The sequence below is a fragment of the Micromonospora sp. M61 genome (genome assembly GCF_018070245.1).
GTDB classification, from domain to species: Bacteria; Actinomycetota; Actinomycetes; order Mycobacteriales; family Micromonosporaceae; genus Micromonospora; species Micromonospora zamorensis.
Genome location: NZ_JAGPYA010000004.1, coordinates 113,353 through 128,822, shown reverse-complemented (window position 1 = coordinate 128,822; position 15,470 = coordinate 113,353). Strand labels below are relative to the sequence as shown.

Annotated in this window: 14 protein-coding genes; 5 read left to right on the top strand and 9 right to left on the bottom strand. The window is 70.6% G+C overall.

All coding sequences use genetic code 11. The features are described from left to right. Positions 1-39 precede the first annotated feature (39 nt). The 3 genes from KBX34_RS03940 to KBX34_RS03930 all read left to right on the top strand — a co-directional run bounded on the left by KBX34_RS03940 (position 40) and on the right by KBX34_RS03930 (position 5,703). The gene (locus KBX34_RS03940) at positions 40-1,893 is read left to right on the top strand and encodes an adenylyl cyclase (protein ID WP_210923295.1); all 1,854 of its coding nucleotides are present in this window, start codon (positions 40-42) and stop codon (positions 1,891-1,893) included. A gap of 245 nt (positions 1,894-2,138) precedes the next feature. Continuing rightward, a complete protein-coding gene (locus KBX34_RS03935) occupies positions 2,139-3,191 on the top strand; it encodes an NAD-dependent epimerase/dehydratase family protein (RefSeq protein WP_210923294.1) in 1,053 nt (350 codons plus the stop codon). A gap of 124 nt (positions 3,192-3,315) precedes the next feature. Then, complete coding sequence (locus KBX34_RS03930) at positions 3,316-5,703, top strand: discoidin domain-containing protein (RefSeq protein ID WP_210923292.1); 2,388 nt, start codon at positions 3,316-3,318, stop codon at positions 5,701-5,703. 410 nt (positions 5,704-6,113) lie between these two features. Here KBX34_RS03930 and KBX34_RS03925 read toward each other — a convergent pair whose 3' ends face one another. Continuing rightward, entirely contained in the window at positions 6,114-6,413 is a 300-nt protein-coding gene (locus KBX34_RS03925; protein ID WP_210923290.1) for a hypothetical protein, read from the bottom strand. Then, positions 6,407-6,727, bottom strand: coding sequence for a hypothetical protein (locus KBX34_RS03920; RefSeq protein WP_210923288.1), 321 nt, complete (start codon positions 6,725-6,727; stop codon positions 6,407-6,409). Before KBX34_RS03920 ends, KBX34_RS03925 begins: the two co-directional genes overlap by 7 nt. Positions 6,728-6,894: 167 nt before the next feature. Between KBX34_RS03920 and KBX34_RS03915 the strand changes: the two genes are divergently transcribed. After that, complete coding sequence (locus KBX34_RS03915) at positions 6,895-7,746, top strand: alpha/beta fold hydrolase (RefSeq protein ID WP_088948591.1); 852 nt, start codon at positions 6,895-6,897, stop codon at positions 7,744-7,746. A gap of 89 nt (positions 7,747-7,835) precedes the next feature. Here KBX34_RS03915 and KBX34_RS03910 read toward each other — a convergent pair whose 3' ends face one another. Genes KBX34_RS03910 through KBX34_RS03885 form a run of 6 tightly spaced genes read right to left on the bottom strand, consistent with a single transcriptional unit; the run spans position 7,836 to position 13,454 of the window. Beyond that, the gene (locus tag KBX34_RS03910) at positions 7,836-8,852 is read right to left on the bottom strand and encodes a methyltransferase (protein WP_210923286.1); all 1,017 of its coding nucleotides are present in this window, start codon (positions 8,850-8,852) and stop codon (positions 7,836-7,838) included. A gap of 43 nt (positions 8,853-8,895) precedes the next feature. Beyond that, positions 8,896-9,525, bottom strand: coding sequence for a hypothetical protein (locus tag KBX34_RS03905; protein WP_210923284.1), 630 nt, complete (start codon positions 9,523-9,525; stop codon positions 8,896-8,898). Next, a complete protein-coding gene (locus KBX34_RS03900; RefSeq protein ID WP_210923282.1) occupies positions 9,522-10,928 on the bottom strand; it encodes a selenium-binding family protein in 1,407 nt (468 codons plus the stop codon). Before KBX34_RS03900 ends, KBX34_RS03905 begins: the two co-directional genes overlap by 4 nt. 14 nt (positions 10,929-10,942) lie before the next feature. After that, the gene (locus tag KBX34_RS03895) at positions 10,943-11,674 is read right to left on the bottom strand and encodes an ABC transporter ATP-binding protein (RefSeq protein WP_210923280.1); all 732 of its coding nucleotides are present in this window, start codon (positions 11,672-11,674) and stop codon (positions 10,943-10,945) included. Beyond that, positions 11,647-12,480: an ABC transporter permease gene (locus tag KBX34_RS03890; protein ID WP_210790029.1), complete on the bottom strand. Its 834-nt coding sequence runs from the start codon at positions 12,478-12,480 to the stop codon at positions 11,647-11,649. Before KBX34_RS03890 ends, KBX34_RS03895 begins: the two co-directional genes overlap by 28 nt. Continuing rightward, positions 12,477-13,454 (bottom strand): aliphatic sulfonate ABC transporter substrate-binding protein, encoded by a 978-nt coding sequence (locus tag KBX34_RS03885; RefSeq protein ID WP_210790026.1) that lies wholly within the window; start codon positions 13,452-13,454, stop codon positions 12,477-12,479. The genes KBX34_RS03890 and KBX34_RS03885 overlap by 4 nt, the downstream gene beginning before the upstream one ends. Before the next feature lie 190 nt (positions 13,455-13,644). Here KBX34_RS03885 and KBX34_RS03880 point away from each other — a divergent pair, with 190 nt between their 5' ends. After that, entirely contained in the window at positions 13,645-14,826 is a 1,182-nt protein-coding gene (locus tag KBX34_RS03880) for an LLM class flavin-dependent oxidoreductase (protein ID WP_210790023.1), read from the top strand. 78 nt (positions 14,827-14,904) lie between these two features. Here KBX34_RS03880 and KBX34_RS03875 read toward each other — a convergent pair whose 3' ends face one another. Continuing rightward, positions 14,905-15,309, bottom strand: coding sequence for a hypothetical protein (locus KBX34_RS03875; RefSeq protein WP_210790021.1), 405 nt, complete (start codon positions 15,307-15,309; stop codon positions 14,905-14,907). Positions 15,310-15,470: the final 161 nt, after the last annotated feature.

Genomic DNA, 15,470 nt, shown 5'->3' with positions numbered 1-15,470 from the left:
CGCCGGAAGCATCTCCGGCCAGCGGAGAGGACGAACTACATGACAAGCCCGTCCCTACGTACCCTCACCCTTGCTCTGCTGGTGACCACCGCCGTCACCGTGACCAGCACCGCCGCCACCGCCGGTCGCCCGACCCACGGCGCACCGGACTTCGGCCCCAACGTGACGATCTTCGACCCGGGCATGCCGGTCGCCGAGATCCAGCAGACCCTGGACGCGGCCCACGCCCGGCAGGTCGACAACGAGATGGGCACCGAGCGGCACGCCTACCTGTTCAAGCCGGGCACGTACGGCACGGCCGAGCAGCCGTTGCAGGCCAAGGTCGGCTACTACACCGAGGTGTCCGGTCTGGGTGCCTCGCCCACCGACGTCACGGTGAACGGCAAGCTCGAGGTCTACAACCGTTGCCTGGCCGACGGCGGCACCGGCAACTGCCTCGCGCTGGTCAACTTCTGGCGCACCCTGTCCAACCTGTCGCTCACCATCAACGCCTCCGGCCAGGACGGTTGCCGGTCGACGGCGAACTTCTGGGCGGTGTCCCAGGCGGTGTCGATGCGCCGGTTGAACATCAACGGCGGCGGTCTGTCGCTGATGGACTACTGCACGGCCGGCCCGCAGTTCGCCAGCGGCGGCTTCATCGCCGACTCGCGGCTGCCGGCCACCACCAACGGCTCGCAACAGCAGTGGCTGACCCGCAACAGTGAGGTCGGCAGCTGGTCCAACGCGGTGTGGAACCAGGTCTTCGCGGGCGTCGAGGGCGCGCCGGACGACGCCACGTTCCCCGACCCGCCGTACACCACCCTGGAGACCACCCCGCTGAGCCGGGAGAAGCCGTACCTCTTCGTCGACGGCAAGGGTCGCTACAACGTGCGGGTTCCCGCCGCGCAGCGCGACAGCCGGGGAGTCTCCTGGGCCGACGACATGACGCCGGGACGGACGATCGGGATCGACGATTTCTTCGTCGCCAAGCCGTCCGACCCGGTACGCGTCATCAACGCCCAACTCGCGCGCGGGAAGCACCTGCTGCTCACCCCCGGCACGTACGACATCGCCCGCAGCATCGAGGTGCGGCGGCCCGGCACCGTGGTGCTCGGAATCGGCCACGCGACGCTCACCGCGGTGAACGGCGCCATCCCGCTCGACGTCGCCGGTGTCCCCGGCGTGATCGTCGCCGGTGTCACGATCGACGCCGGTCTCGTCGAGTCGCCGGTCCTGCTGCGGGTGGGCCGCCAGCACGGCCACAACGCCAGCAGCCCGCACAACCCGACCACGCTGTCCGACGTGTACTTCCGGGTCGGCGGCCCGCACATCGGCCGGACGAACACCGCGCTGGAGGTCAACAGCGACAACGTGCTCATCGACCACACCTGGGTCTGGCGCGGTGACCACGGCGTCGAGGGCTTCACCGAGGGCGTCAACGGTGACACCGACCGCTGGCGCACGAACACCGGTCGCTACGGCGCCGTCATCAACGGCGACCACGTGACCGCGACCGGTCTGTTCGTCGAGCACTTCCAGCGCTACAACACGGTCTGGAACGGCGAGCACGGCACCACGATCCTTTACCAGAACGAGCTGCCGTACGACCCGCCGACGCAGGCCGACTGGATGAACGGCGCGGTCGAGGGCTGGGCCGGGTACAAGGTCGGTGACCGGGTGCGTCACCACACCCTGCACGGCGGCGGGGTGTACGTCTTCAACCAGAACAACCCGTCGATCCACACCGAGAACGGCTTCGAGGTGCCGAACCAGCCGGGCGTGAAGCTGCACCACGTCATGACCGTCAACCTCAGCGCCGGCACGATCGACCACGTGGTCAACGGCGTCGGCGAGGCGGCCGACATGACCAAGGTGGGCGCGCCGGTCTACCTCGCGGAGTACCCGACTTCGTAAGGGTCTCGGGTGTACCGACGGGGCCGGAGCCGGCGTGGCTCCGGCCCCGTCGGCTGTGGAACGGTCAACGGATCCAATCCGCGCGGGAACGCTGCCGGCCGACCGTGGCCGCGACGAACCCTCATGTCCACTCGGGTGCATTAGGCGAAAAGTCTCTTTCGTGGTTATTTGGTGGGTTACTGTCGTGCCTGGCCGTCTTGGTGTGCGAAGCGGGCCGACAGGCTCTGTCGTCCAAGGAGTTCCAGGTGGACCTGCCAGTTACTGCCGTCGGCGCCGACCCGGCGACCGACCTGACGCCCCGGCGTGTTCTGGTCACGGGAGGTGCCGGCTTCATCGGTAGCCACGTGGTCGCCCGGCTGATGCTGATGGGCAGCCAGGTCCGGGTGCTCGACAACTTCTCCACCGGCCGGTTCGAGAATCTGGCGGACGCCGTGTGCGGCGGTCTGACCGATGCGGACGTCGTCTCCGGTGACATCCGTACGCCGGAGGGCGTCGAGGTCATCCACCAGTGGCAGCCGGACGTCGTGGTGCACCTCGCCGCGCAGGCGAACGCTCCGGTGGGTCGCCGCTCACCGCTGTACGACGCCGACGTGAACGTCTTCGGCACCGCCAACGTGCTGGACGCGTGCGCCCGCAGCGGCGTACGACTGGTGGTCAATGCGGCCGGCAGCGCCATCTTCGGCAGCGTCCCCGCCCACGACCTGCCGGTCCGCGAGGACCACCCGATCGCACCGGTGGACCCGTACGGCATCAGCAAGGCCGCCGGCGTGCACTATCTCGACTGGTACGGACGCCAGCACGGCCTGTCGTACACGTCGATGGTCTTCGGCAATGTCTACGGGTCCCGGCAGGACGGCGGCGACTACGGCGTCGTGTCCCTGATGGTGGATGCCCTGCTCGGCGGCCGCCAAGCGGTGATCTACGACGACGGCACACAGACCCGGGACTTCATCCACGTCAGCGACGTCGCCGAGGCGGTGGCCGTCGCCTGCCACCACAGCGGGGTGGGGATGGTCAACATCGGTTCCGGCCAGCAGACGAGCATCAACGACGTGTACGACACCGTCCGGGAGGCGTCCGGTGTCGACAACACGGCCCGCTACGAGCCGTTGCCCTGGCCGGGCGAGGTGCGCAACATGGCGCTGGACACCAGGAAGGCGCGCGAGCTGCTCGGTTGGCGGCCGAAGCTCGGCTTCACCGAGGGCGTACGGATGACGGTGCGCGACGCCCGCCGTTGGCAGGCCGGCAGCCGGATCCTGTCCCCGGTGCGCGCCCTGGACCAGGCACTGACCCACTAATGACCCAGCGTGAAATTCCCGTCATCTGATCTGGAATTTCATCGATCAGTCTAACTCTTGCGGGCTGGCATCGGCTGCTGCCACGATGACCGTCAATGCCTTCCGTCCCGAAGGAGTGGTCGTCATGGCGGTCTCCCGCCGCAGGTTCGTCACGTCCGTGATGGCGGGGTCCGCCCTCGCCGCCGCCTCCAGCACCGAGCTGCTCACCACCCTGGCCAGCCCCGCCTCCGCCGCCAGTCCTCCCGGGGACGTGGTCGGCAAGGTGACGGTCGGCTACCAGGGCTGGTTCAGCGCCCCCGGTGACTCGGCGCCGATCGGCGGTTGGTGGCACTGGAGCCGCGACCGTTTCCAGCCGCCCTCGCCCGCCAACACCACCATCGTGTCCTGGCCGGACATGCGCGAGTACACGCGCACCTATCCCACCGCGTACCCCAACCTGGGCAACGGCCAGCCGGCCACCCTGTTCTCCTCCTACGACCAGCAGACGGTGGACACCCACTTCCGGTGGATGCAGGAGTATGGCTGCGACACCGCCGCGTTGCAGCGGTTCAACCCGACGGGTGACGAGGGCCCGACCCGCGACGCGATGACGCAGAAGGTCCGCTCCGCCGCCGAGCGCTACGGCCGCAAGTTCTACATCATGTACGACGTCACCGACTGGTTGAGCTTCCAGTCGGACATCAAGACCGACTGGACGACGAAGATGTCGGCACACGTCGCGTCCTCCGCGTACGCCCGGCAGAACGGCAAGCCGGTCGTGTGCATCTGGGGCTTCGGTTTCAGCGAGCCCAGCCGACCGTTCACCCCCGGGCCCTGCCTGGAGGTCATCAACTGGTTCAAGGCGCAGGGCTGCTACGTCGTCGGTGGCGTGCCCACCTGGTGGCGGCAGGGCATCGAGGACTCCCGTCCGGGCTTCCTCGACGTCTACCACGCGTTCAACGCGATCTCGCCGTGGATGGTCTACCGGGCCAGGACGGTGGAGGAACTCGACTCGTACTACAACAACGTCAACGTCGGCGACATGGCCGACTGCGCGGCACGCGGCATCGACTACCTGCCCTGCGTGATGCCCGGTGACCTCGCCGGTGGTCACCGCAAGCACGGCGACTTCTACTGGCGGCACATCTACAACATGATCCGACTTGGCTCCCAGGGCCTCTACGTGTCCATGTACGACGAGTACAACGAGGGCAACCAGATCGCGAAGACCTCCGAGACCCAGGCCACCACCCCGGCCGGCGCGAACATCCGCGCCCTGGACGAGGACGGCGTGGCCTGCTCCTCCGACTACTACCTGCGGATCACGGCCGACGGCGGTCGGATGCTCAAAGGGCAGCTGGCGCTCACCGCGGTCCGTCCCACGCCGCCGATGATCGGCACGCCGCCACCGACCGGCGGGAACCTGGCCGCCGGCCGGCCCACCTCGGCGAGCAGCCAGGGCGGCGGGTTCCCGGCGTCGAACGCGGTGGACTCGAACGTCGGCAGCTACTGGGAGAGCAGCGGCGGCGCCTTCCCACACTGGTGGCAGGTCGACCTCGGCGCCAGTCACCAGGTCAACCGACTGGTGCTACGGCTGCCCGCCGGATGGGGCGCGCGCACCCAGACCATCACCGTGCAGGGCAGCGTCGACGGCAGCTCCTTCACCACCATCGCCGGGGCCTCCGCGTTTGCCTTCGACCCGGCCACCGGCAACACCGTCACCCGCACGCTGACGACCACCACCGCCCGCTACGTCCGCCTCAGCATCAGCGGCAACACCGGCTGGCCGGCCGCCCAACTCGCCCAGGTCGAGGTGTACGCGGCCACCACCACACCGGACAACCCACCGACCGCGCCGAGCGGCCTGACGGTCACCGGCAAGACCTCGACCAGCGTGTCGCTGGCGTGGACGGCGTCGACCGACGACACCGGCGTGACCGGTTACCAGGTGCGCCAGGGTGGCACTGTCGTCGCCACCGTCACGGGCACCACGGCGACCGTGAGCGGGCTCAACCCGTCCACCGCGTACACCTTCACGGTCACCGCGCGCGACGCCGCCGGCAACACGTCCGGCGCGTCCAACACGGTCACCGTGACGACGGACGCACCGACCAACGCGGACCTCGCCCGGGGTCGACCCACCAGCGAGAGCAGCCACGTCCAGAGCTACGGGTCGGGCAACGTGGTCGACGGCGACCCGAACAGCTACTGGGAGAGCGCCAACAGTGCGTTCCCGCAGTGGGTCCAGGTCGACCTCGGTGCGACGCGCACGGTCGGGCGGGTGGCGCTCAAGCTGCCCCCGGCCACCGCCTGGGCCAGCCGCACGCAGACCCTGGCCGTGCAGGGCAGCACCGACGGCGGCAGCTTCAGCACACTGGCCGGCTCGGCGGGGCGGACCTTCAACCCGGCCACCGGCAACCAGGTGAGCATCACCTTCACAGCCGCACAGACCCGGTACGTGCGCATCACGGTCACCGGCAACACCGGCTGGCCGGCCGGGCAACTGTCGACCCTGGAGGTCTACCAGAGCTGAGCCGACGAGCAGGGCGACCGCCGGGGGAGCGGCGGTCGTCCGGCTCGGGTCGTCCGTGCTCGGGTCGTCCGTGCTCGGGTCGTCACGCTCCTGCGCCCGGCCGGGGTTCTCAATGACCGGGTCCGCAGTTCGGCCGTCGGGTTGGGGCGACGCCACGGTCTGACCGAGCGGTCTGTCCAGCATCCGGTCTAAGCGTTCCGCCTGTCGGGACCGCGGCGATGATCGACTCGGGTTCCTTGAAGTCGGGGTATCCACGCGGCGGGGACACCCCGATTTCAGCAAACCCGTGTTGATCTCGGCGGTCCGACATCGCGCAAGCCGACGCCGACGCCGCGCGTGCCGCCGCTTGCAGGGTCAGCCCGGCGGGCATGGGTCAGGCCGGCGGGCTGGGTCCATTGACGCGCAGGGGGTCAGCAGAACCAGCCGTCCTGCACCCAGCCGCGGCGGTTGATGTGCCCGTAGGCGAAGCCGTAGACGTAGCCACCGCTGCGGGGGCCTTCGACCAGGAACGTCTGACCCTGGTAGAGGGTGCCCATCCAGGCGCCGACGGGTTGGGTGCGGACGAACAGGTCGGACGCGCACACCGTCTCCCGTTGCCCGATCGTGCCGTTGGCGGCCTGCGCGGAAGCCGGCAGCGCGACTGTCGCGGCGAGAACCCCGGCGAGCAGGCCGGGGAGCAGACCGGCGAGTGTCCGGCGCCGGGTCACCATGAGTCGTACCCGCCGATGCACTCGGCGCGCAGGTAGCCCCAGTCGTTGGGGCCGAAGTCGAACGATGCCGCCCACCCGTTGTAGACCGGGTGCGCGCCCGGCGTGTGACCGATCTTGTTGCCGTAGGCGAGGGTGCGCTTGAGGCCGGTGGGGCCGCCGGCGGAGTCGTAGTTGGCGTAGAAGCTGGCGCTCTGGCACACCACGACGGCGTGCCGGGGCACCACCGGGTCGGCGTGGGCCGGCGTGGCACTCAGCGCGGCCGTTGCTGACCCGAGGGCCAACGCGGCGACCGTGGTGCGGATTCGTCGGGACATGCCCACCTCCCGTACGCCGAAACTTTCCTACCTCCGACCCTATCGAGAGCGTCGATATCTGTCGATGGCTGGAGGGGTCGCTGTGCTTTCGACGGCCGGCATATCCGCCGACCCGGCGGGAAAGCGCGCTGACGTCCGACAGCCCGATACCGGAGCAGGAGACAAACATGCCTTTCATTACCGTGGGAACGGAAAACTCCGCGCCCATCGACCTGTACTACGAGGACCACGGTTCCGGTAAGCCGGTGGTGCTGATCCACGGCTTCCCGTTCAACGGGGCGACCTGGGAGAAGGTGACCACCCAGCTGCTCAACGCCGGATACCGGACGATCACCTACGATCGGCGCGGTTACGGCAACTCCGCCCAGCCGACCTTCGGGTACGACTACAACACGTTCGCGGCGGACCTGGACGTGCTGATGACCGAGCTGAACCTGAGCGACGTGACCCTCGTCGGTCACTCGATGGGCACCGGTGAGGTCATTCGCTACCTGGGCAACTACGGCTCCCAGCGCGTGAGCCGGGCCGTGGTGCTCAGCCCGCTGCAACCCATGCTGGCCAAGGCCAATGACAATCCGGAGGGTGTCGACCGGAGCCTCTTCAAGGGTTTCCAGGACGCCATCATCAAGGACCGTTTCGCGTACCTGACGTCGTTCTGCGACGCGTTCTTCAACCCGGACCAGAACATGGGCAAGCGGGTCAGCGAGGAGGCGTACCGGGCGCACTGGCAGATCGGCGCGATGGCCTCCGCCAAGGGCACCCACGACAGCGTGGACGCCTGGCAGGAGGACTTCCGCCCCGACCTGCCGAAGATCGACATTCCGGTGCTGATCGTGCAGGGTGACCAGGACCGGGTGCTGCCCTACCCGGTGACCGGCCAGCGGCTCGGGCCGATGATGCCGACCGGCAAGCTCGTCACGCTCAAGGGCGCGCCGCACGGCATCCCGTGGACACACGCCGAGGACGTCAACAAGGCGATCCTGGACTTCATGAAGCAGCCGGTCAAGGCTCGCGCCTGACCCGTACCGGTAGCCGATCGGACGCCAGCGCCGTGAGGCGCCGCGACACCCGGCCCACGGTTCGCACCGGGGCCGGGTGTCGTCGTCGGTCAGGCCCGCCGGGCCACCACAGCGCCGTTGGCACCGGGGGCGTCGAACGGCACGGTACGCACGTCGACGAAACCGGCATCGGCGAGCCAGGCAGCGTACTCGGCGCCCGAGTAGTTGCGGCCACCCTCGGTCTCGACCAGCATGTTCATCCCCATCAGCGCGGCCTCCGGCGGCCCGGTCCGCTCGTCGTTGAGCAGGAGTTCGCAGACGACGATCGCCCCGCCTGGCGGCAGCGCCGCGTGGCACCGGGCCAGCAGCGCCCGGTTCGTCGGCTCGTCCCAGTCGTGCAGGATCATGCTGAGCAGGATGACGTCGTGCCCGTCCGGCAGCGCCGGGTCGGCGAGGAAGTCGCCGCCCACCGCGTCGATCCGCTCCGTCAGGCCGGCCTCCGCGATCCGCTCCCGTGCCCGTACGCAGACGTGCGGCAGATCCAGGACGGTGGCCCGCAACTCGGGCAGGCGGCGGCAGAACTCGATCGGGAACGCCCCGGCCCCGCCCCCGACGTCGAGCAGGCGGCGGTGCGTGGAGAAGTCGTACGCGTCGGCCAACGCGGCGGCGGTGAAGCTGGACGTGGAGAACATCGCGTCCCAGAACTGTGTCAGCATCTCCGGGTCGGCGGTGTCGAACATCGACTGCTGTGCCTCCGGGTCCCAGGTCAACGGCCGATCCGTGCGCAGGGCCTCGCCGATGCGGTGCCAGGGCAGGTAGGTGCGCAGGTCGGAGTAACGGATCTGCGCACCGAAGTAGTACGGGCGACCCTCGACCAGGAACTGCTCGGCCAACTCGGAGTTGCGGTAACCGTCGCCGGCCTTCTCCAGCAGGCCGAGCGAGGCACTGGCGGCCAGCAACAGGTCCGCGGGCCGGTCCGGCAGCCCGAACTCGGCAGCGGCCTGCTCGACGGTCATCGTCCGACCCCCGGCGAGCCGGGTGAACAGACCGAGTTCGACGCCGGCCGCGAGGGTCTTGAACCCCCACACACCGGCCACCAGACGCATGAGGGGAGTCGGAGTGATCATGCCGCCATGAGACCACAGATCGGTTCCGTCCACGATGGTCGGTTCACGCCCGGAGCAACGTGACCAATCCGGCGGCGACCAGCACCCCGGCCCAGAGCCGGTCGACGTTGAACCAGGCCCGACGCAGCACACCGACCCCGAGCACCTGGTAGACCAGAATCGCGATGGCCAGCGCGGTGCCGAGCATCGCCACTGTGTGCACGCCGGCGGCGGCGAGCCCGGACAGGGCACCCACCGGCGCGCTGGCCAGGTGCCCGGAGTGGCCCCCGGGCACCGGCTCGGCCACCAGCACCGGCAACAGCATCAGCCCCGCGCCGTGGGCCGACGACATGAGGAACGACCAGCCGGCGAGCTGCGCCGCGGACAGCCGCATCCCCGCCCAGCGGAAGTGCCGCTCGGAGAGCAGTCGCCACAAACCGAACGCGACCAGCAGCACGCCGCCGACCACCGCGAGGGCGGTGCTCGCCGTCACCGAACGGGTCGCGGTGACCAGTGCCGCGACGATCCCCACCGAGGCGAGGTGCCCGGCCGCGATCGGCGACAGGGCGCGCAGCAACGCCGTCCGGCTGCGCTCCTGCAGGCCCCGGGCCACCGCGAACAGCCAACCCATCGCCGGGTTCAGACCATGGAACGCGCCGAGCGCGGCAAGCGTCGCCAGTGTGGAGACGGTCACGGAAAGCAGTACGAGTCGGAGGACGCGTCCCCGCCCTGCAACCGGGTCTGGTGCACCCGCAGGCCCCGGAACTCCTCCCCGTGCGGAAAGAACCGCTCGTCCGGGGTGAGCCCACCGGCCTCGACGTCCACGTCGAGCTTGGCCAGCCAGGCACCCACCCCGTCGGGGTAGAACTGGTCGTCCCACGCGCCGTAGAGCGAGTTGCTGACGTAGACCCGTCGCCCGTCCCGGCTCACCTCCACCATCTGCGGGCCGCCGGCGAGGGCCTCGTCCGGCGCGGACGGGTGCGCCGTGCGACGCACGATCCCACCGAGATGCACGGAGCCGGTCAGTACGGGACGCAGCGGGTCGCTGACGTCGTACTGGCGCAGCTCTCCCGTGCCCCAGCAGGAGACGTAGAGGAACCGGTCGTCGACGGACAGGTCGATGTCGGTCACCAGTGGCGGCACCGCCGAGAACGGCTTGAGCAGGTCGGGCAGATTCGCCGGGTCCGCCGGCTCGGCCGGAATGTCGATCACCTTGGTGACCGCCCAGGCGTCGCCGTCGCGGTGCCACAGCCAGACTGAGGCGGAGAGGTCCTCGACACTGATCACCACCCCGACGAACCCGTACGACTTCGACGGGTCGTGCGCCGGGCGCAGCTCCAGCGGCATCTGATATTGATCGCCCAGGTCGACCCGCTGGACGTGCCGACGTTTCGCGAGGTCCCAGAAATGGATGGCGTGGCCGTAGCGTCGACCCAGCAGCAACTCGCCGATGATGCCGTCCTCGATCATCGACGGAGTGCCCCACTCGCTGGTGACCAGCACGTCCTGGGTGAGGTGCCACCACAGGTCGTACGCCAGGAACTGTGGACCCCGGTCGGCCTCCCACGCCCCGCGTACCTCGAATGTGGTGTGGTCGAGGATGGCGATGCCTCCCGGACCCTCCGCGCCGTCCGCGCCCCCGAGAGCGGAGAGGTAGATGCCGTCCGGGCCACAGTGCACTGTGTGCGGGCGCGAGTAGCCGGCGCGCTTCGCCAGCTCCTCCGGGCCGATCACCTTGACCACCTGCGGCTGACGCGGGTCGGGTTGGGTGTCGACCACGTGGATCCGCGACGACCGCAGGCCGGGAACGATCAGGTAGCGCCGCTCGACGTGCGGGTGCGGGGCGGTCGGACAGAGCGCGCTGCTGCACGCGTTCCAGCCGAAGTGGTGCAGCTCGTCGCCGACGTAGGGCAGGTCGGTCCAACCCACGACCCGGCCGTAGTCGGGGGAGTCCGGGTCGGTGTCCAGCACCACGATGGCGTCCGGACGGCTTGCCGTACGGTCGAAGGCGGCCACGTAGGCGAGCTTCTCGGCCGGTGCGGTCACCGCCTCCCGAGGCGAGGGATAGAACGTGGGGTCGGGGGTCCAGCGGGTCATCACAGCTCCGCTCGTCAGGTGGTGGGAACGCCGAGTCGGTCGAGCAGGTGGCGGCGCAGCGCGCCGAAGGCCGGTTCGTCGGGCGTACGGGTGGGGGCCAGGTCGACGGGCAGCTCCGCAGCGATGCGGCCCTCGTCGAGCAGCAGGATCCGGTCGGCGAGCAAGAGCGCCTCCTCCACGTCGTGGGTGACCAGCAGGGCCGCGAAGCCGTGCTCGGCGCGCAGCCGGCGCAGCAGGATCTGCATCCGCAGGCGGGTCAGCGCGTCGAGGGCGCCGAACGGCTCGTCGAGCAGCAGCACGTCCGGTTCGCGGACCAGTGCTCGTGCGACGGCCACCCGTTGCGCCTGCCCGCCGGACAGCTCCGCCGGCCAGGCCCGGTGCCGATCGGCGAGCCCGACCTCGGCCAGCGCCCGCCGGATCCGCTCGTGGGCGTCCGGCCCGGACAGGCCGAGCCCGACGTTGTCCGCCACCCGCTTCCAGGGCAGCAGCCGGTGTTCCTGGAAGACCACGGCGGCGGTGCCGTGCACGACGCTCGTGCCACTGGCCTCACCGTCGAGCCCGGCGAGAATCCGCAGGAGCGTGCTCTTGCCGGAACCGCTGCCGCCCAGCAGGGCCACCACCTCGCCGCGTGCGATGGCGAGGTCGACCCCGGCCAGCACGACCGTCGGCCCGAACGCCCGGCGCACCGCGTGGGCGGTCAGCACCGGCGCGGTGTCGTTCACGTGGCCCGCAGTCCGCGACGCCATGTCAACATCCTCCTCTCCAGGACGCGCAACGCACTGTCGGATATCAGCCCGAGCAGCGCGTAGACGAGCAGCCCCAGCACCACCACGTCGGTCTGGCTGAACTCCCGTGCCTCCATCATCAGAAAGCCGATCCCGGTCTGGGCGTTGACCTGCTCGCCGACGACCAGGCTGAGCCAGGCCGCCCCGATCGCCAGGCGCAGCCCGAGGAACAGGGCCGGCAGCGCGCCGGGCAGCACCACGTGCCGCAGTCGGGCGGCCTGCCCCAGACCGCAGGTGCGCGCCGCCTCCACCAGCCGCTCGTCGATGTCCCGGATGCCGGCGTAGGTGTTGAAGTAGATGGGGAAGAAGGCGCCCAGAGCCACCAGGCTGATCTTGAGTGACTCACCGATGCCGACCCAGATGATCAGCAACGGGACCAGCCCGAGGTGCGGCAGCATCCGGGCCATCTGCACCGGCGGGTCGACCAGGTCGTCACCGAGCCGCAGCAGCCCGGCCAGGGTGCCCAGGGCAAGGGCCAGGACGCCGCCGATCAACAGCCCCGCCCCGGCCCGGGTGAGGGAGTCCAGCAGATGGACGCCGAGCGTTCCGTCCCGGCCCAGCCGCCAGCCGGTGGCCAGGACGTCACTCGGCGCGGGCAGCTTCTCCGGTGCCAGCAGGCCGGTCCGCGAGGCCAGCTCCCAGCCCAGGACCAGTGCCACCGGGCTGGCCAACCGCCACCACCGTCGTGTCGGCCGAAGACGTCGGGGCGCGACCGGCGGCGCCGCCGCGATCTCGGCCGGCGCCTCGGCCAGCGTCGTACGGCTCACTGGAACACCGCGCTGAACCGGCTGTCGACCCGGGACCGGATGTCGACCGGGCCCGGGATGAGATCCAGGGCGATGAAGCTGTCGGTGATCGCCTGAAGTTCGTCGCCGATGGCCGGGGTGACGGGGGCGAGGGGTCTGGCGCTGCGGGCCAGGGCCCGACCGGTGACGTCCTGCGGGATCTTCAGCTCCGGCGCGAGCGTGCTGGCCCGCTCCTCGGGGTGGGCGATGCCCCAGTCGGTCACCTCGCGGTAGCGCTGAAGGAAGGCCCGGATCTCGTCCGGCTGCTTCGTGACGGCGTCCGGGGCGGCCAGGACGTACTCGCGGTTGCTGGCCAGCCCGGTCGCGTCGGCGAGCACCTGGACCCCCGGCTGCTCGGCCAGCGCGAAGTACGGGTCCCAGATGACCCAGGCGTCGACCTGGCCACCGTCGAACGCGGGCCGCCCTTCCGCGGGCTTGAGGTACTTGACCTGGATGTCCTTCAGGGTCATGTTGTTCGCCTTGAGCAGCTGGACGAGCAGCCAGTGCACGTTCGACCCCTTGTTCAGGGCCACCGTCTTTCCCTTGAGGTCGGCGAAGGTGCGGTAACCGCGATCGGCCTTGACGAGCACGGCCTCGCCCTGCGGGATCGGCGCCGAGGTGCCGATGATGGAGAATGGGATCTTCCCGGCCGCGGCGAAGACGGGTGGTGCCTCGCCGACCTGTCCGATGTCGATGGAGCCGGCCTTGAGCGCCTCGGTGAGCGCCGGACCGCTCTCGAACAGCGACCACTCCACATCCGGCGCCGCGCCGCGCGCCTTGACCAGGCTCAGCCCGCCGAAGCGCTGGTAGCCGATCCGGAGTTTGCTGGCGGTGCCGCCGGCATCGGCGGACCCGCCGCACGCGCTCACCGCGGCCGTGGCGAGCAGCGCCACTGTGGTGAGGGCGGCCGTCAGGAGGCGGCGATGCGGGGGACGGCTCGTCGGCGGGGTGGGCATGGCGGCTCCTCGGGTCGGGCATGCGGGTCGGGACGCATCGACAGGTGTCGGCGCCGTGGCCGGTAGCCTACTAACCCGATAGGTTTTATGGGTAGGCTGTCGGCGGGATCGTCCCACCCCTCAGGAGGTGCCCGCCTGCGGTGCGCGCACCCGTACCCGCACCCGCCGCGCACTGGAGGAAAGAGCCGCGATGACCCTCACCTTCCACTGGTTCCTGCCCACCAACGGCGACAGCCGGGACATCGTCGGGGGCGGCCACGGCGTACCGACCGGCGCTGCCGGAGGCGCCCGCCCGGCCACCGTCGCGTACCTCGGGCAGATCGCCCGCACCGCCGAGCAGCTCGGCTTCGTCGGCGCCCTCACCCCGACGGGTGCCTGGTGCGAGGACGCCTGGCTGAGCACCGCAATGCTCACCGAGGTGACCGAGCGACTCAAGTTCCTGGTCGCGTTCCGACCCGGGCTGCTGGCTCCGACACTGGCCGCCCAGATGGCCTCGACCTTCCAGCGGCTGTCCCGGGGCCGACTGCTGCTCAACGTGGTCACCGGGGGCGAGTCGCAGGAGCAGCGGGCGTACGGCGACTTCCTGGACAAGGACGCCCGGTACGCGAGGGCCGACGAGTTCCTGCACGTGGTGCGCGCGCTGTGGCGGGGTGAGACGGTCGACCACACCGGCACCCACCTGCGCGTCGAGCAGGCGCGGCTGCACCGGCTGCCCGACCCGGTCCCGCCGGTCTACTTCGGTGGCTCGTCCGCAGCGGCCCTACCCGTGGCGGTGCGGCACAGCGACGTCTACCTCACCTGGGGCGAGCCGCCGGCCCAGGTCGCCGACAAGCTGACCCGGGTCCGGGCGCTGGCCGCCGACGCCGGGCGCGAACTGCGGTTCGGCATCCGGCTGCACGTCATCGCCCGGGACACCTCTGATGAGGCGTGGGCGCAGGCGCGCCGCCTGCTCAACGGCGTCGACGAGGCCGACATCCGGGCGGTGCAGGACGGGCTGCGCCGCAGTGAGTCCGAGGGGCAGCGCCGGATGCTCGACCTGCACGGCGGTTCCCGCGACAGCCTGGAGGTCTCGCCCAACCTGTGGGCCGGCGTCGGGCTGGTCCGGGGCGGGGCCGGCACCGCGCTGGTCGGCAGTCACCGCGAGGTCGCCGACCGGATCGCCGAGTACCACGCGCTCGGCATCGACGAGTTCATCCTCTCCGGCTACCCGCACCTGGAGGAGGCGTACTGGTTCGGCGAGGGCGTGCTGCCGATCCTGCGCGACAGTGGCCTGTGGCGGCACCCCGACGGCCAGCCCGGGCCGACGGACAACGTCGACATCCCCTTCGCCGGGGTGCCCCGGCCGGCGGCGGCACCCGTCGCGGCCCGCTGAGCGGGCGGGCCCCGGCCAGCGGCGGCACCCCTCGCGACCCGCTGAGCGGGCGGGCCCCGGCCGGCGACGGGGCGGCGGCTAGCTGGGTCGGCCGGCGACGCGTCGGCCGACCCGCCGCGCGACGAGACTCACGGCCGTGCTGCCGGCCGCCATCCCGACCAGCACCAGCACCGCCCCGACGGCCCACAGGCCGGTGTCGTCGGTGGACGCGGCCTGCCACCCCCAGGCCGCCGTGAAGGCGACAGTCATCACCGTCGCCACCAGCCACGGACTGAGTCGCGTGGCGGCGAGCGCGGCCAGCAGGACGAGCGTCAGCACACAGCCGACCACCTGCCACGCCTCGTACGGGCCGCTGCTCGCGCCGGTCTCCGCATCGACCGTGTAGTCGGTGTCCCAGCCCAGCCAGAGCAGCCACGTCCCGACCGTGGCCGCCGCCAGGAACAGAACACCGAGCAGTGCGCGCGTACCCCTTGTCGCCGTCATCCGGCGATCATGCCCTGGGGTCGTACGCGAGGGGAATGAGCACCGGCACCCAGAAGTGGGCCGGCGCGAACCCGGATCGACTGTTGCCCCGGCCGGTGGTGATCCTCTACGGTCGGCTCAGCGGTGGGCGGTGCGGTCCGCATCCGACCGAGACACCGCCG